General features: G+C 37.0%; 23 protein-coding genes. 4 read left to right on the top strand and 19 right to left on the bottom strand.

Going from position 1 to position 20,379, the window contains the following annotated elements:
- Positions 1–55 precede the first annotated feature (55 nt).
- Both VLZ86_RS08065 and VLZ86_RS08060 read left to right on the top strand, forming a co-directional pair.
- Positions 56–469 carry a glyoxalase gene (locus tag VLZ86_RS08065; protein WP_325450118.1) on the top strand — a complete coding sequence of 138 codons (414 nt, stop codon included), beginning with the start codon at positions 56–58 and terminating at the stop codon, positions 467–469.
- Positions 466–909 carry a transcription elongation factor gene (locus VLZ86_RS08060; protein WP_325450117.1) on the top strand — a complete coding sequence of 148 codons (444 nt, stop codon included), beginning with the start codon at positions 466–468 and terminating at the stop codon, positions 907–909. The genes VLZ86_RS08065 and VLZ86_RS08060 overlap by 4 nt, the downstream gene beginning before the upstream one ends.
- On the opposite strand, the gene VLZ86_RS08055 is transcribed toward VLZ86_RS08060, so the two are convergent.
- The 3 genes from VLZ86_RS08055 to corA all read right to left on the bottom strand — a co-directional run bounded on the left by VLZ86_RS08055 (position 902) and on the right by corA (position 3,843).
- Positions 902–1,585, bottom strand: coding sequence for a DUF2461 domain-containing protein (locus tag VLZ86_RS08055; protein WP_325450116.1), 684 nt, complete (start codon positions 1,583–1,585; stop codon positions 902–904). The two genes, VLZ86_RS08060 and VLZ86_RS08055, sit on opposite strands and share 8 nt — an antisense overlap.
- A 255-nt stretch (positions 1,586–1,840) precedes the next feature.
- A complete protein-coding gene (locus VLZ86_RS08050) occupies positions 1,841–2,734 on the bottom strand; it encodes a mechanosensitive ion channel family protein (RefSeq protein WP_325450115.1) in 894 nt (297 codons plus the stop codon).
- 38 nt (positions 2,735–2,772) lie between these two features.
- Positions 2,773–3,843 carry a magnesium/cobalt transporter CorA gene (gene corA, locus VLZ86_RS08045; protein ID WP_325450114.1) on the bottom strand — a complete coding sequence of 357 codons (1,071 nt, stop codon included), beginning with the start codon at positions 3,841–3,843 and terminating at the stop codon, positions 2,773–2,775.
- Between the two features lie 205 nt (positions 3,844–4,048).
- Here corA and VLZ86_RS08040 point away from each other — a divergent pair, with 205 nt between their 5' ends.
- Both VLZ86_RS08040 and VLZ86_RS08035 read left to right on the top strand, forming a co-directional pair.
- Positions 4,049–4,276: a hypothetical protein gene (locus VLZ86_RS08040; protein WP_163514973.1), complete on the top strand. Its 228-nt coding sequence runs from the start codon at positions 4,049–4,051 to the stop codon at positions 4,274–4,276.
- 89 nt (positions 4,277–4,365) lie between these two features.
- Positions 4,366–4,785 (top strand): hypothetical protein, encoded by a 420-nt coding sequence (locus tag VLZ86_RS08035; protein WP_325450113.1) that lies wholly within the window; start codon positions 4,366–4,368, stop codon positions 4,783–4,785.
- A gap of 123 nt (positions 4,786–4,908) precedes the next feature.
- On the opposite strand, the gene VLZ86_RS08030 is transcribed toward VLZ86_RS08035, so the two are convergent.
- From VLZ86_RS08030 to efp, 16 genes are all read right to left on the bottom strand, one after another.
- On the bottom strand, positions 4,909–5,691 hold the full coding sequence (locus VLZ86_RS08030) for a tRNA pseudouridine(38-40) synthase TruA (protein WP_325450112.1): 783 nt from the start codon (positions 5,689–5,691) through the stop codon (positions 4,909–4,911).
- 125 nt (positions 5,692–5,816) lie between these two features.
- Positions 5,817–6,413 carry a bifunctional phosphoribosyl-AMP cyclohydrolase/phosphoribosyl-ATP diphosphatase HisIE gene (gene hisIE, locus VLZ86_RS08025; protein WP_325450111.1) on the bottom strand — a complete coding sequence of 199 codons (597 nt, stop codon included), beginning with the start codon at positions 6,411–6,413 and terminating at the stop codon, positions 5,817–5,819.
- Positions 6,414–6,509: 96 nt separating this feature from the next.
- Complete coding sequence (gene hisF / locus VLZ86_RS08020) at positions 6,510–7,265, bottom strand: imidazole glycerol phosphate synthase subunit HisF (RefSeq protein WP_325450110.1); 756 nt, start codon at positions 7,263–7,265, stop codon at positions 6,510–6,512.
- A 229-nt stretch (positions 7,266–7,494) separates the two neighbouring features.
- Entirely contained in the window at positions 7,495–8,229 is a 735-nt protein-coding gene (gene hisA / locus VLZ86_RS08015; RefSeq protein WP_325450109.1) for a 1-(5-phosphoribosyl)-5-[(5-phosphoribosylamino)methylideneamino]imidazole-4-carboxamide isomerase, read from the bottom strand.
- A 44-nt stretch (positions 8,230–8,273) separates the two neighbouring features.
- Complete coding sequence (hisH, locus tag VLZ86_RS08010; protein WP_325450108.1) at positions 8,274–8,855, bottom strand: imidazole glycerol phosphate synthase subunit HisH; 582 nt, start codon at positions 8,853–8,855, stop codon at positions 8,274–8,276.
- Positions 8,856–8,923: 68 nt separating this feature from the next.
- A complete protein-coding gene (gene hisB, locus VLZ86_RS08005) occupies positions 8,924–10,048 on the bottom strand; it encodes a bifunctional histidinol-phosphatase/imidazoleglycerol-phosphate dehydratase HisB (RefSeq protein ID WP_325450107.1) in 1,125 nt (374 codons plus the stop codon).
- A 12-nt stretch (positions 10,049–10,060) separates the two neighbouring features.
- The gene (gene hisC, locus VLZ86_RS08000) at positions 10,061–11,098 is read right to left on the bottom strand and encodes a histidinol-phosphate transaminase (RefSeq protein WP_325450106.1); all 1,038 of its coding nucleotides are present in this window, start codon (positions 11,096–11,098) and stop codon (positions 10,061–10,063) included.
- The gene (gene hisD / locus VLZ86_RS07995; protein WP_325450105.1) at positions 11,095–12,381 is read right to left on the bottom strand and encodes a histidinol dehydrogenase; all 1,287 of its coding nucleotides are present in this window, start codon (positions 12,379–12,381) and stop codon (positions 11,095–11,097) included. The genes hisC and hisD overlap by 4 nt, the downstream gene beginning before the upstream one ends.
- Positions 12,382–12,425: 44 nt before the next feature.
- Positions 12,426–13,283 carry an ATP phosphoribosyltransferase gene (gene hisG / locus VLZ86_RS07990; protein ID WP_325450104.1) on the bottom strand — a complete coding sequence of 286 codons (858 nt, stop codon included), beginning with the start codon at positions 13,281–13,283 and terminating at the stop codon, positions 12,426–12,428.
- Positions 13,284–13,585: 302 nt separating this feature from the next.
- A complete protein-coding gene (locus VLZ86_RS07985) occupies positions 13,586–14,401 on the bottom strand; it encodes a prohibitin family protein (protein ID WP_325450103.1) in 816 nt (271 codons plus the stop codon).
- Positions 14,402–14,423: 22 nt separating this feature from the next.
- Positions 14,424–16,457 carry a VWA domain-containing protein gene (locus tag VLZ86_RS07980; RefSeq protein ID WP_325450102.1) on the bottom strand — a complete coding sequence of 678 codons (2,034 nt, stop codon included), beginning with the start codon at positions 16,455–16,457 and terminating at the stop codon, positions 14,424–14,426.
- A gap of 48 nt (positions 16,458–16,505) precedes the next feature.
- Positions 16,506–17,252 carry a 3-oxoacyl-[acyl-carrier-protein] reductase gene (gene fabG, locus VLZ86_RS07975; protein ID WP_325450101.1) on the bottom strand — a complete coding sequence of 249 codons (747 nt, stop codon included), beginning with the start codon at positions 17,250–17,252 and terminating at the stop codon, positions 16,506–16,508.
- 153 nt (positions 17,253–17,405) lie between these two features.
- On the bottom strand, positions 17,406–18,278 hold the full coding sequence (gene sucD, locus VLZ86_RS07970; protein WP_325450100.1) for a succinate--CoA ligase subunit alpha: 873 nt from the start codon (positions 18,276–18,278) through the stop codon (positions 17,406–17,408).
- A 68-nt stretch (positions 18,279–18,346) separates the two neighbouring features.
- Entirely contained in the window at positions 18,347–18,757 is a 411-nt protein-coding gene (locus VLZ86_RS07965; protein ID WP_325450099.1) for a nuclear transport factor 2 family protein, read from the bottom strand.
- Positions 18,754–19,689 (bottom strand): UDP-3-O-(3-hydroxymyristoyl)glucosamine N-acyltransferase, encoded by a 936-nt coding sequence (locus VLZ86_RS07960; protein WP_325450098.1) that lies wholly within the window; start codon positions 19,687–19,689, stop codon positions 18,754–18,756. The genes VLZ86_RS07965 and VLZ86_RS07960 overlap by 4 nt, the downstream gene beginning before the upstream one ends.
- Before the next feature lie 71 nt (positions 19,690–19,760).
- Positions 19,761–20,327 (bottom strand): elongation factor P, encoded by a 567-nt coding sequence (efp, locus tag VLZ86_RS07955; RefSeq protein WP_325450097.1) that lies wholly within the window; start codon positions 20,325–20,327, stop codon positions 19,761–19,763.
- Between the last annotated feature and the right edge of the window lie 52 nt (positions 20,328–20,379).

Raw genomic sequence — 20,379 nt, 5'->3', positions numbered from 1 at the left:
AGAGGTTTAAGAGTAATCCAAGTCATATTGCTTAAGTTTAAGAAAACTTAAAGTCATGACGAATAGAACCGATGCTTTAATCCAGATGAGGCCCATCATCCCTACTGCCATTATCTATGATTCGATGAGCAGTGAGGAACGCTTCCAAAACGCTACATTGAGACCTTTGCTCATGCTTCAAAATGAGCTTTTAATTGTTGTTTTTAAAAATTATATAGACAAGCACAAAAATGTATTTTATGAGCTATCTTTGCCGAAACAATTAGACTATATTGAAAACGCCATTCACAAGGATATGAAGTTCAGAAATTCAATTAAGGGAATGATCATTGGTCAATTCACGGTTGAAGAGTTTGCCATTTATATCCAAAATTCATCTGCATTGAACAAGCGCATGATGACTCTCGTAAAAGAGCGTTTGATTGGTCATATCCAACTATTTGAGCCTCAAATGGCAAAAGTTATATGAAAATAAAAAGTGATGTGTTGCAGGCTTGTCTTGACTATGCCAACAAGCGTATTGCCAATTACAAGAATGAGATAGAAACCATCAAGGAATCTATTGAAAGCAATGATAAAAGTGGCGAAGAAGATGATTCTGGAAACGGGAAGCTCTTTAATGATCTTGAAAAAAACTCACAGCATCTTATTGATGCCCAAAAGATGATGGAAAGCTTAAAATCCATCAGCCCAAAAATGGTATCTGATAAAGTAGTGTTGGGCAGTTTGGTCAAAACAACCACCAATAACTTTTTCATCTCCATAAGTGCTGGTAAAATTGAGACAGAAACTATGAATGTCTTTGCCATTTCTTTAGGCTCCCCAATAGGCATGCTTCTAAAGAATAAAGTCAAAGGAGACCATGTGGCGTTTAATGGCCAGACATTTACCATTACAGAAGTTATATAAGCGGTTCTCCGTTAATATTGGTGGTCAGTACACTGCTCATATAATCCAGATAAGGTCTCGCCGCTTTAAATGACGCATTGACCTCGTTTATGAAATTCGGAGAAACAACTTGTGCATCCGTATAGTTTTTTGTGAAAAGAAACTGTTTTTTACGGATCAGGTCTATGGCTTTGTGTTCTTTATCAAAGCCTCTGGGCGCAGTTTTTAGTTCTTCGCCTAAAAGATCACCCCAGATTGTCTGGAATTTTTTTTCATTAAGGATGGTCCTAATGTCTTCATCATCCACTTCAAATTCCTTTCTTATTCGCATTAAATCTTGTTTGGAAGGATCCCAAAAACCCACTGCAATAAACGATTCATCATTAGGTTGAATATGGAGGTAATAACTCCCTCGTAACGCTGGCTTCCTCCGGTAAAAAGAGCCACTAAAATGGGTTTTATAAGGCGCTTTGTTTTTGGAAAATCGGACGTCTCTATAAATCCGAAAGTTTTTTAGCCTATCTACATCATCATGGGTTTTTAAAATGTCGAGCAATTTATTGAAGGTTCGTTTGGCATCGACTTCCAGTTTTTTAAATTCCTTTTTATGTTCATTGAACCAATCTCTATCGTTATTTTCCTTTAATAATTTGAGGAACTCCAATAAATCAGTGGAGAATGCAGTAGGTACAGTCATTTGTAATGTTGTTTTTATTATATGTTTAAGATTAAAGTCTGAAGTTTCATTGCAACAACTTCAATTTCTAGAGGTGCTTTAGCCACGAATACACGAATATTTATTTGTTTTCTTATTATTCTTTACAGCTATTTCAAGAAGCACACTTTCAGTCAGCCTATATAAAATTATGGATTTCCACTTCATAATGGTGTATTTCTTAAAAGTACGAAAAAGTAGGCTTTAGGTTCCGGATCCCATCTAAAACTTAAAGTCTTAAGATTCTTTATCTGTAGTGTTTTTATCCAAGCCCAAGTTATTGCCAAACTGTAAGGTTCTGATTGGAAATGGAATATTGATTCCTTCTGCGTCAAATGCTTTTTTAATGGCGATGATCGCCTTATTTGTGGCATTTAGGTTATGGACACTTTTTGTGCCCTCAATCCAGAAACGGCATCTAAAATTGATTGAACTATCGCCAAACTCCGTGAAAAAAAATTCCACAGGTTTGCTGTCATCAATTTTTTCAAATGTTTTTTCTAAAGTTTCCTTGGTCAATTTTTCTACAAATTCTAAATCGGACTCATAGCCTACTCCGCATGACAAATCCACTCTTATGTAAGAGGTAAGCGAATAGTTTTTCATGGGATTGTCCAAGATCAGTTTATTGGGAATCATAACCACATTATTGTCAGATTCCTTCAGGGTCAAATTTTTCAGATTGATATCTATAATTTCGCCAGTAAACCCATTAGTTTCTACCCAATTTCCTATTTGAATTTTTTCCCTAAATGAAATGACGATGCCTGAGATGAGATTTGACAAAGTGCCCTGTAAAGCCAAACCTATGACCAACCCAAGAACTCCAGCGCCTGTTATCAAAGAAGTCAGCGTTTGCGAAAGATTCAAAATCCCGAGGGCTAAAAACAAACCCATCATAACAATGACAACTGTGGTAAGTCTAGCTATGATATTGCTTACTGACTTCTGCTTGACGCGATTACCAAGAAGCTTTAAAGTGAGTTTGCTGATGTGATTCGCCAAAAAATAAGCCAACATCAGCACCAAGAATGCCAAGATCAAATTGGGAAGATTTTCCACAATGGAATTCATCCAACCCAAAAGTTTATTGACAAGAGAGTCAAAAGATTTGTTTAGTTCGTCTTTCATGTGATTATCACGATTTATGACTTATTATTTAAAAAGCGCTACAGCCACTTCTTTTTTCGAAAATAAACCAGCATCATCAGAAAAATTATAATCATGACCCCAATAAGTATAAAATAACTGTATTTATAATGCAGTTCGGGCATGTTATCAAAATTCATCCCATAAACGCCCGCAATAAAGGTCAATGGAATAAATATGCTGGCCATGATAGTCAAGACTTTCATGACTTCATTCATCTTATTGCTGATGATGGTCATATACATATCCAATAAACTCCAGACCATTTCCCGATAGACCTCAATACTTTCATTGACCTGCACAATATGGTCATATAAATCTCTTAAATAGTTATGGGTTTTTTCTTCAATTATTGGATTCTCTATTTTATCCAGAAGGTTGATGACTTCCCGTAATGGAAGCACGGATCTTCTAATTTTCAGGATTTCGCGTTTTAAACCCTGTATGATTGTGGCTGTTTGATTGTTATCAGAATCGGCTTCAAACACGCGGTCTTCAATATCTTCAATCTTATCTCCAAAAACTTCAATAACGGTTAAATAATGATCTACTACAGCATCAATAATGGCGTACATTAAATAATCAGAGCCCAAACTTCGCACCCGCCCTTTTCCAGATGAAATGCGTTCCCTTAAATCGTCAAAAACATCGCCATCCGCTTCTTGAAAAGTCAGTACATAGTCTTCTCCTATCACCATACTGACCTGCTCATACACTAGTTCGGTTTCATTCTTAAAATAGAGCATTTTTAAAATGACAAATAAGTAATTGTCAAATTCATCTAGTTTTGGTCTGTGTGTGGTATTTACAATATCCTCTAAGGTTAATGGATGCAAACCGTAATGGATGCCCAATTTTTCTATCTCTGAAGTATTGTTCAGCCCGTTTACATTTATCCACGTTACTTGATTATTGCCTTTAAAGTGAAAAGCATCCTCTACCTTTTGGGTTTCAATTTTGTGGTAAGCCTCTTTGCTATAATTAATAATATCAACAGCAGTTACTGTAGATTTTTTTTTACCTTTATAATAAACCGTACCGGGGGAACGATTGACTGTTTTATAGGATTTTCTTTTCTTTTTGGGTTTCATTCTGGATTTCTAGTGATCATCAAAACTTTAAATGTAAAAAACTTTTTGGTATAGTAGGGCTCAATTAAAGAATATAAAATTACTATCAAATTCATGAGGATATGAGATAAATGTAATCTATTTTTGAAAAGTTCAATTAAGGGTTTGCTTTTTGGCATTATTTTGTTTAATATGCGAGTTAAATCCTTCAAAATATTTTAAATAAATGGGAAGACCACCTACAAGACCGATCAAATTTAGAGACGGCTTCTATATAGAAATTAGAAATAAAGGTAAAACTACAGGGATTAAAATCCATAGAGATACCAAAGAACATATGCTTCGAACGATCAAAGAATATGAACAGACAAAAGAAGTGTACATCTTGGGGGAATCAAAAAATGGAAAATGGGTAAATAAAACCCCAGTCCTTCATGTGGTAGAGGAAGATTAAATCTTTCTGCCAAAGTCGCATTATGGCACAGTTTATAAATAAAAAATTCATAAATTGTTGTGTCTTTAACTACAAAAAACCAACAATTTATGAATATTAATTCTACTAAAACACCTCCAGCTTACTTTTGGATTGTCGGTATTATTGCTTTGCTTTGGAATATCTTTGGTGTGTATAATTATATTATGCAAACTTTTATGACCGCAGGCAAACTATCAAGCGGATCCCATACACAGCAAAATTTATACGAAGATCTTCCAATTTGGTTCATTTCAATCTTTTCCATAGCCGTTTTTGCCGGATTGTTAGGAGCTATTTCATGGCTTCTGCGTAAAAAAGTGGCCTACATTTTATTTATCATTTCTTTTCTTGCCGTGGGTATCCAACAATTCTATGTATTGACGGAAATCAATCCGAGGGATATTTTCATACCATTGACAAGCATCGTTATCGTGGTGTTTCTCATTTGGTTTTCAAAACGCGCGATTGCTAAAGAATGGCTGAAATAAAGTAATTCCAAATTAAGTTTTATTTTCTAAAAACTCTGATAACTTTTATCTTGAGGTCTATTTTAAATCAAAAATGTCGGTGCTATGGCACATTACAGTCTTTGTGGTAATCTGCTATTGCAGTTATTCAAATTCCACCGCATTCAAAATCAAGCCAGATGCAGGCGCAATATATTCCATAACTTCTATGCTTTCTGGCAGTAGACTTTTGGAAATGTCCTCTAAGCTAAAGTCGTTTTTGCCAAGTTTTACGAGGGTACCCATCATACCTCTAATTTGATTATAACCAAAGCCTTCGCCCTTGACTCTAAATAGATAGGACTCCTTTGGAAAGAAACTGGCCGTAAACATGGTGTTTTCAACGACCTCACAGGACATCACTGTTCTGGTATACAGTCCGTTTTCTGAAACTCTTGAACAGAATGCTTTAAAATTGTGGGTGCCTTCATAAAGCTTAGCGCCTTGTTTCATCAGTTCAATATCCAGAACATCTCTAAACGTGGTCATTATGGAAGCACAGAACGGATGGGATTTCTGTCCGTGCGCAAACAAGTAAATATACTCCTTGAGTTTTGCATTATGGATCACGTTAAAATCCCGATCAACCTCTCTCATCGCTAAGGCTCTGACATCTTGTGGTAAATAATAATTAAACTGTTCTAGAAAGGCATCAAAATCTGAAATAGGGTCTTCCATAAACAATTCAAACGCTGTTTCATTGGCAGATACCATGGCGTCTGTTCTACCCACGGCCAAGCTTTTAAATTTCTTTTGGCCCTCGAACACATAATTTAAAGTTTTATCAATGACGAGATGCACTGTTTTTAAATTGGGTTGCTTTTGCCAACCATGATAACGAAAGCCCAAGTATTGAATGGTTATGAGGTAAAAATAGTTTTGATCCATGTCTCAAAGTTATTGACAATTTGTTCAATTTAAGAATTAGTTGAAAACATCTGTTATTGTACAATTAACCATTCAGATATCTATCAAATTTCATTAAAATTTAGGATTTCCTTATAATTTGAGTTCTATTTCTTCTCTCTATTCTTAAGAACCGTTTCAATATCCTCTAATTTAAAACCTTTTGCCTGAAGCAACATCAGATAATGGAACAGCAAATCGGCACTCTCGTTTAAAAACAGTTCATCGTTATCGTCTTTGGCTTCAATGATAACTTCCACAGCCTCCTCGCCTACTTTTTGAGCCAGTTTGTTGATGCCTTTTGCGAAAAGTGAGGCTACATAGGAGTCCTCGGGTTTAGAATGGGTACGACGCTCCAAAATCGTCTGTTCCAATTTGGAAATGAATCCGAAGTTGGTCGAATTTTTCTCATCCCAACACGTATCCGATCCTTTATGGCATGTTGGACCTACTGGGTGCGCCTGAATCAATAGTGTATCATTATCACAATCTACTTTAATATCTACCAAATTCAGAAAATTGCCACTTTCTTCACCTTTTGTCCATAAGCGCTGTTTGCTTCTGCTAAAAAAAGTTACTTTTTTGGTCTCCTGGGTTTTCTTAAAGGCTTCTTCGTCCATATAACCTAACATCAAGACGTTTTTAGTGATAGCATCTTGAATGATGGCAGGAATTAAGCCTTCTGAATTATATTTTATGTTCATTTTTGTATCGATTTTTCCACATTATCACTTTTAAGTGAATCTAGGTGAGAATCACATTACCTATCTTTCCATAGGCAGGGGGATTTGTGGCTAATTTTAAATTCTTACTGCTATGTTATTTTTCTTTAATGCTTCTTTCAAAGCTTTAATTTCAATGTCACCAAAATGAAATACGCTGGCTGCAAGAGCGGCATCCGATTGTCCAATTTTGAAAGTGTCCACAAAATGTTGTATGGTTCCTGCACCACCAGAAGCAATAATCGGAATATTCAATGCTGTTGATAATTTTGCCAAAGCTTCATTGGCGAATCCGTCCTTTGTGCCGTCATGATCCATCGAGGTGAATAATATCTCACCGGCACCTCGGGTTTCAACTTCTTTTGCCCAGTCAAACAGATCCAAATCTGTCGGGATACTGCCTCCTGCCAAATGGACTTTCCATTCGCCTTCAATTTGTTTCGCATCAATGGCGACAACCACGCACTGACTGCCGAATTTTTCAGAAAGCTCATTAATCAGTTCTGGGCGTTTTATGGCGGATGAATTGATGGAGACTTTATCAGCGCCCGATTTCAAAAGTAAATCGACGTCTTCAACAGATGAAATACCACCACCGACCGTGAACGGAATATTAACTTGTTCCGCTACTTTTAATACCATTTCCAACGTGGTTTTCCGTCCTTCCAAGGTGGCAGAAATATCGAGAAACACTAATTCATCGGCACCTTTTTCTGCATATTGTTTTGCTAATACAACGGGATCTCCCGCATCAATAAGGTTGATGAAGTTTACACCTTTTACGGTGCGTCCATTTTTAATGTCCAAACAAGGAATTATTCGTTTTGTGAGCATATTGTTTTCTGCGAAAGCAGGGGTTTAATTTATGTATTGAATTATGAGTTTCTTATAAAGAATAAAGACCGCCGCAATTATAAAATCAAGAACAAAGACTGGGTACTCGCTAAATGACAAACATCCGTCTTTTTGAGATCCCGATATCCCATTGTTTTCGGGAGGTGAATTAGTTCAATCATCTATTTTGAAGAAATAGCAATGCATTTTCTTCAAAAACAGGATTTCACTAATAAAATTGTTCCAATTCCTGTAAACTGATTCTGTTTTCATAAATGGCTTTTCCGATAATAACGCCTTCACATCCTAAATCCCTCAGCTTTGGAAGCTCATCAATATGTGAAATTCCTCCAGAAGCAATGAGTTTTATAGATTGATCTGTACTAGTATTGGAACACTCTTCAATAATCTCTCGATATAAATCAAATGACGGGCCTTCCAACATGCCATCTTTGGCAATATCAGTACAGATAACATATTGCACCTTCTGTCTTTGATAGTTTTTTATAAAGGGAATCACTTCCAAACTGCTTTGCTCCTGCCAGCCACTTATGGCAATCTTACCATTATTGCAATCGGCTCCCAAAATGATTTTAGCCGACCCATACTTCTGTAACCATGACTCAAACGTTTCATGATCGTTGACCGCAATACTTCCCCCGGTAATTTGTTTTGCCCCCGAATTGAAGGCAATATGAAGATCTTCATCAGATTTGAGTCCGCCGCCAAAATCGATCTTTAAGCTCGTTTTTGAAGCAATTTGCTCCAATACTTTATAATTGACGATGTGCTGTGCCTTGGCACCGTCCAGATCGACCAAATGCAAGTATTCAATCCCTGAAGCCTCAAATTGTTTGGCAACTTCCAATGGATTTTCGTTGTATATTTTTTTTGTATTATAATCTCCTTTGGTCAAACGGACACATTTGCCGTCTATAATATCTATTGCTGGAATAATCCTCATGGTATTTTTTTTGATTTACTATTTACGATTGACGTTTTCCAATTTCATAAATTCAGAAAATTTCTCAAAACACTTTCACCTTCTCCACTGCTTTTTTCGGGATGAAATTGGACGCCGTAAAAATTGTCTTTATTTAATGCAGAACTATAGGTCACGCCATATGTGGTTTGTGCTATGGTCTCGGCACACAACTCTGCATAATAACTGTGCACAAGATACATATAGGCATTGTTTTTAATCTCTATAAAAAAATTTGTTTTTAAATTGGAAATCGTATTCCAACCCATTTGTGGGACTTTTACCCCTTCTGAAAAACGTTTCACCTGAACATCAAAAACACCTAGGCCCTTTGTTCCTCCTTCCTCAGTGGCAGTGCACAATAACTGCATCCCTAAACAAATACCTAACACCGGTTGTTTGAGAGTTGGAATTATTAGATCCAGGCCTGACTCTCGAAGCATTTTCATAGCATTACTTGCATGACCAACACCCGGGAAGATGACTTTATCCGCAGCTTGAATAATTTCTATGTTATTACTCAAAACAGGATGATACCCCAATCGATTGCAAGCAAACTGAACACTTTTAGTATTGCCCGCCCCATAGTCTATAATTATAATGCTCATTATGTATCATTTAATGGTTCCAACATCAAATTCCTAAAGTCAAACTTGGAATTTGGAATGTGGTATTTCTATAAAAGTCCTTTGGTTGACGGCAAAATCATTTTATCCATATCCCGCTTAATGGCCATTTTTATGGATTTGGCAAAAGCTTTGAAAATAGCTTCAATTTTATGGTGTTCATTGTCGCCTTCTGCTTTGATGTTCAAATTGCATTTGGCGCCATCCGTGAACGACTTAAAGAAGTGAAAAAACATTTCCGTCGGCATTTTCCCAATCATTTCTCGTTTAAATTCTGCATCCCACACCAACCAATTTCGTCCTCCAAAATCTATGGCCACCTGTGCCAAGCAATCGTCCATTGGCAAACAGAATCCGTAGCGCTCAACGCCCAATTTATTGCCCAAGGCTTTTGCAAATACTTCACCTAAAGCAATTCCAGTATCTTCTATGGTGTGGTGTTCATCCACCTCCAAATCGCCAATGACCTTGATATCCAAATCCAATTGACCATGACGGGCAATTTGATCTAACATATGATCAAAAAAGGCAATTCCGGTGTCAATAGTGCTGTTTCCAGTACCATCAAGGTTTAAGTGAATGGTTATTTTGGTTTCATTGGTGTTACGCTCAAGACTGGCGGTTCGATCTTCAGTTTTTAAAAAATTGTAAATTTCTTCCCAATCTTTAGTTTCCAAAGCGATGTGATCTTTTAACACTTCCTGTTCGGCATCAATAAAGTCGGTGGTAGGATTGTTGATAAATATGGCTTTTGAACCTAAATTTTTAGCCAGTTCAACATCCGTCAAGCGATCTCCAATAACAAACGAATTCGCTAAATCGTAATCTTCAGAAAAATATTTGGTTAAAAGCCCGGTCCGTGGTTTACGTGTGTCTGCATTGTCCTCATCAAACGTACGGTCGATGAACTGATCCTTAAATTCAATACCTTCAGATTTAAAAGTTTCAATTATAAAATCATGAACCGGCCAAAACGTATCTTCTGGGAAAGATGCTGTTCCCAATCCATCTTGATTGGTCACCATCACGATTTCATAATCCAATTCCTTGGCAATTTTACTCAGATATTGGAACACTTTAGGATAGAACAAAAGTTTATCAAAACTGTCTATTTGATAATCTTTGGGTTCAAGGATAATGGTGCCATCACGATCAATAAATAATACTTTTTTCATAACATTCAATCTTTAAAGTCTGTTTAAATTTTCTACGAGTCTTTGGTTTTCTTCCTTAGTACCAACCGTTAAACGCAAACAGTTTTCGCATAAGGGCTGTGTTGTTCTGTTGCGAATTACAATGCCATTCTCAATCAATTGCTGATAGCGTTTATTGGCATCATCTACTTTGACCATAACAAAATTAGCATCAGACGGGTATACTTTTGTGACAAAATCAACCTCTTCCAAAGCTTTAACTAAAAGCTCCCTTTCAGCTATCAAACAAGCTATTTGCGAATTAACTAGTGTCATTTTTCTAAGTCCTTCAATTGCTTTGGTCTGGGTTAATTCGTTAATATTATAAGGCGGTTTAATTTTGTTTAAAGTCGCAATTATTTCTTCGGAGGCAAAACACATTCCCAAACGAATCCCTGCCATTCCGAAAGCTTTGGATAAGGTTTGTGTTACCACAAGATTGGGGAATTCGGCAATTCTGGAAATCCAACTTTCTTCCTTGGAAAAATCAATATATGCTTCATCAATGATGATTATGCCCTTGAAATTCTTGAGTAAAAATTCTATGCTTGATGCCTCAAAACTATTTCCAGAAGGATTGTTTGGAGAACATAGAAAAAGCAATTTGCTGTTGGCATTTGCAGCAGCTAAAACAGCAGTGGTTTGAGGTTGAAAAGTTTCCTCAGATAGATTAATTTTAATAGTTTTAACCGCATTGACATTCGCCAATACCTCATACATACCGTACGTTGGTGGCAGAATCAGAACATTGTCTTTATTGGGCTCACAAAACATTCTAATGAGCAAATCCAACACTTCGTCACTGCCATTTCCCAAAAGAATATGTTCTGTTGGCAATCCCTTAATTTGAGATATCAAGGCTTTCAATTTGCTTTGTTGTGGATCTGGATAGCGATTGACCCCATTCTCAAAGGGATTTTCATTGGCATCGAGAAAAATTAAGTTTTCTGTTCCTCCTTTAAACTCATCTCTTGCTGAAGAGTATGGCTTTAAAGCTTTTATTGAGGGTCTTATAAGGTTTTGAATAGTCATTGTTTGATATCTTTTAATCGGATGGATACGGCGTTCTTATGGGCTTGTAAACCTTCGGCGGCGGCCATCAGTTCGATGGTTTTGCCAATATTTTGTAAACCTTGTTTGGAGATTTTTTGAAAGGTCATACTTTTCAAAAAGCTATCCAAATTCACTCCTGAATAGGCTTTACTAAACCCATTGGTTGGCAAGGTATGGTTGGTTCCGGATGCGTAGTCACCTGCGCTCTCTGGGGTATAATCGCCAATGAAAACAGAGCCTGCATTGGTGATCCCATTTATAAATAGCGATTCATTTTTGGCACATACAATAAAGTGCTCTGGTCCATACGCATTTATAAAATCCAAAGCTTCTTGAGCATCTGCAATATAAATCAACTTCGAGTTTTCTATGGCTTTCTCAGCAATGAATTTTCTTGTTAGAACAGCAATTTGCTGTGCAATTTCAGTTTTCACTGTTGCCATAAAAGACTCTGAATTTGAAACCAAGATCACCTGACTATCTGTGCCGTGTTCTGCTTGACTCAACAAATCAGCAGCTACATAAGCGGCATTTGCACTCACATCAGCATATACCAATAGCTCGCTGGGACCTGCAGGCATATCAATAGCTACGCCGTATTTGGTGGCCAATTGTTTAGCTACGGTGACAAATTGATTCCCGGGTCCAAAAATTTTATAAACTTGCGGAATGGTTTCAGTTCCAAAGGTCATGGCTGCAATGGCTTGGATCCCACCCACTTTGTATATCTTGGTTACTCCACATAATTGTGCTGCATAAAGGATTTCATTGGCTATTACTCCTTTTTTGTTAGGGGGTGAACAGAGAATTATCTCTTTGCATCCTGCAATTTGAGCAGGCGCCGCAAGCATCAAAACTGTTGAAAACAAAGGTGCAGTTCCACCTGGAATATACAATCCTATTTTCTCAATCGGTCGTTTTTCTTGCCAACACTGAACTCCTGGCATAGTTTCCACCTCGATTCTTTCAGTTTTTTGAGCTTTATGGAAGCTCTCGATATTCTTCTTTGCCATCTGAATGGCCCCTTTTAATTCCTTTGGAATATTTTGGGATGCCGTTTCTATCTCAGCATCGGAAACTTCTAAAACGTCAGAATCTATACCATCAAATAGCGCTGTATATTTCTGAAGGGCCAGATTGCCGTTTCTTTTGACATCTTCAAAAATCTGTATAACGGTGGCTTCAATACTATCCACAGATGGGGTCGGTCTTTTAACGAGTTCTGACCAAGACGCCTTATTTGGATTTTTTATGATTTGCATATTGTTATTATTTTAGTTTTCCGCATTCGCAGAAATGACATTATTTAAATGACCATGTTTTCAATTGGACATACTAAAATCCCTTCAGCACCATTGGCTTTTAACTCATCAATGACTTCCCAAAATTCATTTTTATTGATTACGGAATGTATGGAACTCCAACCCTCTTGTGCCAATGGCAGAACGGTAGGACTTCGCATCCCGGGAAGGACACTGATGATTTTATCGAGCTTATCATTTGGAGCATTTAAAAGTACATATTTAGACAGGCGTCCTTTTAAGACCGATTGGAACCTAAATTGCAATCGTTTTAAAATCGCTTCATTATCAGCCGAGATCAAGGGCGACGCAGCCAAGACCGCTTCAGACCTTAACAACACTTCAACTTCCTTTAAATTATTCTTGAACAAGGTGCTCCCACTTGATACTATATCAACAATGGCATCGGCAAGACCAATATTTGGTGCGATTTCAACAGAACCGTTGATGATGTGCAACTGGGCGTTAATATTGTTTCTGTCAAGAAATTGTTGGACGGTGTTGGGATAAGAAGTAGCTATTCGCTTGCCATCTAAATCCTTGACTCCTTTGTATTTAAAGGATTTTGGCACGGCAATAGAAACTTTGCAGGTTGAAAATCCTAATTTTTCAATCACGGAAATATCTGTACCCTTCTCGATTAGAATGTTTTCCCCGATAATGGCCGCATCCACGACGCCATCTCGAAGGTACTGGGGAATATCACCGTTGCGAAGATAAAAGACTTCTAAAGGAAAGTTCTTGGCAGAGGCTTTGAGTTGATCTTTGCCGTTGTCTATTGAAATGCCTACGTCGTTAAGGATTTTCATGGAATCGTCATGTAAACGTCCCGATTTTTGAACTGCTATTCTTAATTTACTCATAGTTTTAAACACCTAATGGCTGTTTTAATTAAACTTTTTTGTTTGAGTAAATCATTTTGGAGAGAGATTCCTGTTTTAACAGAAATGAAAAAACCGCTTGATTTACTCAAACGGTTTTAAATATGCTGATTTTTATTCAATACATCTTCAGTTCGCTTGAGTGCAAATATGATGATGGTGATGATGTGATTGAATAAATGTCATGTTCTTCTTTGTGTTTTACAAATATTTGAAAAAATATCTTATAATCCTAATCCTTTTATAAAAAATACTTAAAAAGAATTCTCAGCCGATTAAGAGGATTACTGATTTCCTAAAATAATCGGTAATCCAGAATTTCCTGAACCAATGACCACAACTTTGCTATTATTCGATTCAGAAAGTTTTACCGTGGCCTCAATACCTTTATCCTGAAGAATTTTATCAGTTAAAGACGCACTCAGGATTCGGTTGGCATCTGCTTTACCTTGAGCTTCAATAATGACCTTTTCAGCCTCTTTTGATGCTGTAACCAATCTAAATTCGTACTCCAAAGATTCTTGCTCTTGTCTCAATTTTCGCTCAATAGCATCTTTAATAGTTGATGGCAAGGTGACATCACGCACTAAAACCTCATTCAACTGAATGTATTGGTCTTTCACAAATTTCTGGGTTTCTTCAAAAATTTCTTGCTGAATGGCATCACGTTTGCTAGAATATAACTGTTCTGGGGTATAACGCCCTACAACACTTCTTGCTGCCGAACGAATAGCTGGCAATAGGATTCGCTCCTTATATTGTTCACTTTTTTCTTGATGTAATTTTCCAAGACTTTCATATGCCGGTTGGAACCAGATAGACGCCTCTAATTTAATGTCCAATCCATTTGAAGACAGTACACTCATTTTATCTAGAATTTCCTGTTGTCTTACTTCATAGATAAATACTTTATTCCATGGTGCTATCAAATGGAAACCTTCACCAAGAGCAGGTTCATCAGTAACAACACCTCCTCCGAAGGTTTTATATAAAACGCCTGCTTGTCCTGACTCAACAGTAACTGCTGATTTGGCAAGGATAATAATTAAAACAATTGCTGCAATAATTGCAGGTATTGCAACTTTAGGTAATCTTTCCATAAATAATAAATAGTTTTTTTCGTTAAATTAAGCCATTGTATTTTCTAATAAACCATTCTGCACTAAGGCTCAACGCGATAAAGGCAAGTAGAAATTTCCAATCGATCAAAGGTACAACTTTTTTAGTGCTTTTTTGGATGGTGGCGAACCTTTCGTCCTTTATTAATTGCTCCACAAGTGTGTTGGTATTGTTAATAAAATAAGATGTGCCTTGACTTTGCCTAGCCATATTTTGAAGCTTGGAAACATTAGCGTTGAGAAATTGCTGTTCGACATTATAGTCCAAAATCTTGAATTCGCCCGATTGAGATATAGTTTCGTTCTGCGCCTTAACGGTAAATGTGTAATCTCCAGCCTCCAATCCACTCAAATCCACCTGATAATTAGATTGTCTGAGAATAAACGGCACCGTTTGGGATGGTCCATTTTCTTTGTCCTTTAATGTAATTTCTAGGTTGGCGGTATTGTCGAACTCATAAGTCTTGTTGAAAAACTGCGCGGTCAAGATCACATTATCATTACCATTATAGAAGGACTCATAAGAAACATTTAATCGGGAACGCTTTTGATTGGAATCGAGATATTGAATGATCTTTCCGATAAAGTTATCAAAATTATGAAAGGATTTTTCATCTAAAAAATTTTGTGCTCTCCAACCCCAAATGCCTTCACCATTTAATATCACTGCTCTTTTTTCATTATCTTCATAAGTCAATAACAATGGCTCTTTTAATTGTATCCCATTAACGGTTTTGTATAAAATAACTTCCGTTGGTATTGAAAATGTAGCGGCACCAAATTCAGTTTGCAAAGGCGGAAAGTTGGAAAAACTAAAGTCATCCACAATAAACACACTATAATTTGAATTTAAAGCAGGTTGAAAGTCCTCATATTGATTGGTGACCGTTTGTTGCATATAAGGTTGCAGTTTATTGAACTCTAACCAGTTTGTTTTGGTGCCAAGTACGGTAAACGTATTGATGTTTAAAGATTGAATTTTATCATAAACACTTTTAAAGTTTTTATTCGGCTGATAGAGTATAGCTTGTTGAAAATCATCTGATAAACTCAAAAATTCAATTGGCGTTACGATGGAGGCTTGACGTTGCTCATTACTTTCGATTGCCTTTTTTAAAGCACCTAAATCAGGGTGGATAAGATCTGAGATAATGGCAACATGGGTTTTTCTGTCAATGACCTCCACAGCAAAATTCTTACTATTATTCACCGTATTTTTTTCGTTTGCGAGTGGTCTTAATTCCGCTTTATAACTATGGACTCCTGAAATATTGGCAGGTAAACTTAAAGTGACAAGTCTACTTGAATGTTCTTTATTAAATGTCAAATTCTCAGAAAAAACAATAGAGTTTCCAGAGCTTATTGTTAATTGGGTGTTCACTTCATCCAAACCAGTGTACACCGCAATAATTTCAATTGGAAATTTATTTTTTAAATAAGCATATTTATTGACATTGAGCTGTTCAATCTTTAAATCGGTATAACGTGTGGTATCTCCTAGAATAATCGGGAAAATGGCGTGCCTATAGTTTTGGGCGGCAAACTCATAATCAGTGCCATAAGTCTGGTTTCCATCGGTAATTACAACTAGAGGTGCAATAGAACTCCCATACACCTGCGAAAAATGATCAAACAACAAGGAAGGGTTGGTTTGCTTTTCATTAAACGACAACGTGTCCAAAGTTTTAATGTCCTTTCCAAAGCTAAAAAACTCAAGGTTAAAGCGTTCGTTCAAAGATTTATTTTGTCTTAAGAGCGCTACTAATTCCTTCGTTTTTTGATCTTGATTCAAATATTTTACCGATTCTGAATTATCGACCGCAATCAGTAAATTTGGTTTTTCATTAAAATAGGTGGTCTTATCAAATTTAGGATTGATCACTAACAGAAATACAGAGAACAGGGTCAAGAATCTCAAAAATGCCAATAAGAAATGGACTTTCGTTCGTTTTTTCGACTTATATACATACTGAAAAAGCGCTAATGAAAGCGCTATAATTCCAGCTAATATGATGTATAGAAGGGTTTCTGTCTGCATTAAATGCGAGGTTAAAATCATGAGATTCCCACTTTCGTGGGAATTGGTTTAAGTCAGCATTCCGCCATCCACATGAATGGTTTGCCCGGTGACATATGCACTTAAATCGCTAGCCAAAAACACACACACATTGGCAATGTCTTCTGGAGTTCCCCCGCGTTTTAAAGGAATGGCGTCTCTCCACGCTTTTACTGTATTTTCATCTAATTTCGCGGTCATTTCGGTTTCAATAAATCCAGGAGCAACAACGTTACTTCTAATGTTGCGCGATCCCAATTCCAAAGCAACCGATTTAGAAAACCCGATGATTCCAGCTTTAGAAGCTGCATAATTGGTTTGACCTGCATTTCCTTTAACACCAACTACAGAGCTCATATTAATGATAGAACCTTTACGTTGCTTTAGCATAGTACGCTGTACGGCCTTTATCATATTAAAAACAGATTTGAGGTTGACTTCAATGACTTTATCAAAATCGTCCTCAGTCATACGCATCAACAAATTATCTTTAGTGATGCCAGCATTATTCACTAAAATATCAATGGAACCAAATTCAGTCAAGACCTCGTCCACTAATTTTTGTGATTCATTGAAATCGGCCGCATTGCTCTGGTAGCCTTTGGCTTTAATTCCTAAGGTATTCAATTGGTCTTCTAAAATCTTTGCCGACTCAGCAGAAGAACTGTATGTAAATGCCACATTTGCACCATGTGCCGCAAAAGCTTCTGCGATACCTTTTCCGATACCTCTGCTCGCTCCTGTAATGATTGCTGTTTTTCCTTCCAATAACTTCATAAGTATAATTTTTTAGTTGTGAATGCGATAATTGTTGAACTGTAGCACTCTACTTCGGTTGATAATTCTCTTTTCAAATATAAGGATTAGATGCTGTTTCAAATAAAAAAACCCCACAAAATTGCGAGGTTTTTAAAATATAGAATTTGGTAATTAGGCCATAACTTCGGCTACTTTTTTACCAATTTCAGCAGGAGAATCCACCACGTGAATTCCACAAGCTCTCATGATTTTCTTTTTTGCCTGGGCAGTGTCATCACTACCTCCCACAATGGCTCCAGCGTGGCCCATAGTACGCCCTGCAGGGGCAGTTTCTCCAGCAATAAACCCAACGATAGGCTTTTTACTGCCACTTGCCTTATACCAGTTGGCTGCATCAGCTTCCAATTGTCCTCCAATTTCTCCAATCATCACCACACATTCAGTTTCTGGATCATTGATCAACATTTCTACGGCTTCTTTTGTTGTAGTTCCAATAATTGGATCTCCACCAATACCAATAGCGGTTGTAATCCCAAGGCCTTGTTTGACTACTTGGTCAGCAGCTTCGTAGGTTAAAGTTCCTGATTTGGAAACGATACCAACAGTACCTTTCTTGAAGACAAAACCTGGCATAATACCAACCTTAGCTTCACCCGGCGTAATGACACCTGGACAGTTTGGACCGATTAGGCGACAATCTTTTGATTTAATATAATTTGATGCCTTAATCATATCTGCTACAGGAATTCCTTCTGTAATGCATATAATGACTTTAATGCCTGCATCAGCAGCTTCCATAATGGCATCTGCAGCGAAAGCTGGTGGCACAAAAATAATAGAAGTATCTGCTTTAGCTTCTTTTACTGCGTCTTGAACAGTATTGAAAACCGGACGATCCAAATGGACCTGCCCACCTTTTCCAGGAGTAACGCCACCAACAACGTTAGTTCCGTATTCTATCATTTGTTCAGCATGAAAGGTTCCTTCACTGCCCGTAAAGCCTTGCACTATTATCTTTGAATCTTTATTTACTAAAACGCTCATTTATATTATTTTTTAATTTTTAAGACTTCGCAAAAGTAATCCTTTTAACAGCATTTATGAAGCCTTTGTTAAACTTTAATTTCTGAAAATGATTTGTAACTTTCAATATTATCGTCCGCCACCTGACTTATTTCATAGCCTCTGTAAAGTTTTCCATCTTTAATTTCCCAAATGCTGATGAAATTTGCCAACGGGAGTTCATTTTCAGGATCTTCAATGGTACTTACAAACATGGTATATCTTATCGTGACCCGATTTTGATCTTGCAATAAATGACTGATCTGGGGCCTTAAGGCATGATAGGCCACTTTAATATTTTTAAAGAATTCATCTAAATCATCGTAGTTAAAAATTCTGTATCCCGTGCTACTATTCCAGTGCAATACGCAATCTTTATGAATATAGGTGGAGACCACAGAGCTATCATTTGCTAAATCTGATTCATAAAAATTTTTAACTATTTCTTTTGGAGACATCATTTCCTTTTTAACTGTTCTATAATTTCTGGTATTCTCTTTATATACACCTTGTCTTTTAACTCTGCTTTTGCCTCTTGGGCTGGTCTACCCCAATAGGTCTTACCGCCTTCTAAAGATTTACTGATTCCCGCCTGCGCATGAACGACGGCTTTGGCGCCAATCGTAATAGCGCTTGTACTTCCTACTTGTCCCCAAATAGTGACTTCATCTTCAATAATCACACAGCCAGCAATCCCTACTTGAGAGGCAATCAAACATTTCTTTCCAATAACTGTGTCATGACCAATCTGGATTTGGTTATCCAGTTTTGAACCTTCGCCAATAATTGTGTCTCCAGTAACCCCTCTATCAATAGTGCAAAGTGCACCAATATGAACGTTATCCTTGACTACCACTCGCCCACCCGAAATCAATTGATCAAATCCTTCTGGGCGCTTTTTATAATAGAAGGCACTTGCTCCTAACACCGTACCGGCATGAATGGTGACCTTATTCCCGATGATGGTGTCATCATAAATAATGACATTAGGATGGATTAAGCAGTCATCACCAATGACCACATTATGTCCAATGAAACAGTTAGGCTGAACGATCGTATTTTTTCCAATTTTAGCAGAATCTGAAATGCTCTGATTCGCACTTTTAAAAGGCTTAAAATGATGGGTTAATTTATTAAAATCCCTAAATGGATCATCACTTATTAGCAACGCTTTCCCTTCAGGACACGCCACTTCTTTATTGATCAACACAATAGTTGCGGCAGAGTTTAACGCTTTATCATAATATTTAGGGTGATCTACGAATACGATGTCACCTGGCTCTACAACATGAATCTCATTCATTCCCAACACAGGAAAATCATCAGTTCCTACATAAGGGGTATTGATGATTTCTGCAATTTGCTTTAAAGTGTATGTTTTGGGAAATTTCATTTACGTTAAGTTATTTGTTATTAAATCTCAAACCAACTGTCCACTGCTGACTGCTCACTGAAGACTGAAAACTACTCTTTAATACGCTCCTTGTAGGTTCCTTTTTCAGTTTCAATCCGAATTTTATCACCTTCATTTATAAATAAAGGGACATTTACTTCTGCTCCTGTTTCAACAATTGCTGGTTTTGTAGCGTTCGTCGCTGTATTCCCTTTCACTCCAGGCTCCGTAGAAGTAACTTCTAAGACAACGTTTGCTGGCATCTCAACGGATAATGGCATATTATCTTCCGTATTGATAAGGATAGTGACAATCTCACCTTCCTTCATTAAATCCGGTCTATCCAAAGCGGCTTCTAAAAGTCGGATTTGCGTATAGTCTTCTTGATTCATAAAATGATAATACTCGCCATCATGATACAAAAACTGAAATTTATGCGTCTCAACGCGTACATCATCAATTTTATGACCTGCAGAAAACGTATTTTCCAATACTTTTCCGTTGGTTACACTTTTCATTTTTGTTCTTACAAACGCTGGACCTTTTCCGGGCTTTACGTGTAAAAATTCTACAATCTTATAAATATCATTATTGTACCTAATGCACAATCCATTTCTTATATCTGCTGTTGTTGCCATAATATTGCCCACGAAGGTGGGTGTTTTTTAATAATTAATAACTAATTTGATT

The organism is Gelidibacter sp. (genome assembly GCF_035515035.1).
GTDB lineage: Bacteria > Bacteroidota > Bacteroidia > Flavobacteriales > Flavobacteriaceae > Gelidibacter.
Note: the sequence above shows the minus strand (reverse complement) of the source record. Positions and strands in the feature narration are given on the sequence as shown.

Bases quoted from the DNA above. Each gene is read 5' to 3' on its own strand.
- VLZ86_RS07960 (WP_325450098.1), bottom strand. From the start codon at position 19,689: ATGAAATTTCCCAAAACATACACTTTAAAGCAAATTGCAGAAATCATC.
- fabG (WP_325450101.1), bottom strand. From the start codon at position 17,252: ATGAAGTTATTGGAAGGAAAAACAGCAATCATTACAGGAGCGAGCAGA.
- hisD (WP_325450105.1), bottom strand. From the start codon at position 12,381: ATGCAAATCATAAAAAATCCAAATAAGGCGTCTTGGTCAGAACTCGTT.
- VLZ86_RS08065 (WP_325450118.1), top strand. From the start codon at position 56: ATGACGAATAGAACCGATGCTTTAATCCAGATGAGGCCCATCATCCCT.
- VLZ86_RS07965 (WP_325450099.1), bottom strand. From the start codon at position 18,757: ATGATGTCTCCAAAAGAAATAGTTAAAAATTTTTATGAATCAGATTTA.
- hisG (WP_325450104.1), bottom strand. From the start codon at position 13,283: ATGAGTAAATTAAGAATAGCAGTTCAAAAATCGGGACGTTTACATGAC.
- VLZ86_RS08040 (WP_163514973.1), top strand. From the start codon at position 4,049: ATGGGAAGACCACCTACAAGACCGATCAAATTTAGAGACGGCTTCTAT.
- VLZ86_RS08055 (WP_325450116.1), bottom strand. From the start codon at position 1,585: ATGACTGTACCTACTGCATTCTCCACTGATTTATTGGAGTTCCTCAAA.
- hisB (WP_325450107.1), bottom strand. From the start codon at position 10,048: ATGAAAAAAGTATTATTTATTGATCGTGATGGCACCATTATCCTTGAA.
- efp (WP_325450097.1), bottom strand. From the start codon at position 20,327: ATGGCAACAACAGCAGATATAAGAAATGGATTGTGCATTAGGTACAAT.
- VLZ86_RS08035 (WP_325450113.1), top strand. From the start codon at position 4,366: ATGAATATTAATTCTACTAAAACACCTCCAGCTTACTTTTGGATTGTC.
- hisA (WP_325450109.1), bottom strand. From the start codon at position 8,229: ATGAGGATTATTCCAGCAATAGATATTATAGACGGCAAATGTGTCCGT.
- sucD (WP_325450100.1), bottom strand. From the start codon at position 18,278: ATGAGCGTTTTAGTAAATAAAGATTCAAAGATAATAGTGCAAGGCTTT.
- VLZ86_RS08030 (WP_325450112.1), bottom strand. From the start codon at position 5,691: ATGGATCAAAACTATTTTTACCTCATAACCATTCAATACTTGGGCTTT.
- hisH (WP_325450108.1), bottom strand. From the start codon at position 8,855: ATGAGCATTATAATTATAGACTATGGGGCGGGCAATACTAAAAGTGTT.
- corA (WP_325450114.1), bottom strand. From the start codon at position 3,843: ATGAAACCCAAAAAGAAAAGAAAATCCTATAAAACAGTCAATCGTTCC.
- VLZ86_RS08060 (WP_325450117.1), top strand. From the start codon at position 466: ATGAAAATAAAAAGTGATGTGTTGCAGGCTTGTCTTGACTATGCCAAC.
- VLZ86_RS07980 (WP_325450102.1), bottom strand. From the start codon at position 16,457: ATGCAGACAGAAACCCTTCTATACATCATATTAGCTGGAATTATAGCG.
- VLZ86_RS08050 (WP_325450115.1), bottom strand. From the start codon at position 2,734: ATGAAAGACGAACTAAACAAATCTTTTGACTCTCTTGTCAATAAACTT.
- hisC (WP_325450106.1), bottom strand. From the start codon at position 11,098: ATGACTATTCAAAACCTTATAAGACCCTCAATAAAAGCTTTAAAGCCA.
- VLZ86_RS07985 (WP_325450103.1), bottom strand. From the start codon at position 14,401: ATGGAAAGATTACCTAAAGTTGCAATACCTGCAATTATTGCAGCAATT.
- hisF (WP_325450110.1), bottom strand. From the start codon at position 7,265: ATGCTCACAAAACGAATAATTCCTTGTTTGGACATTAAAAATGGACGC.
- hisIE (WP_325450111.1), bottom strand. From the start codon at position 6,413: ATGAACATAAAATATAATTCAGAAGGCTTAATTCCTGCCATCATTCAA.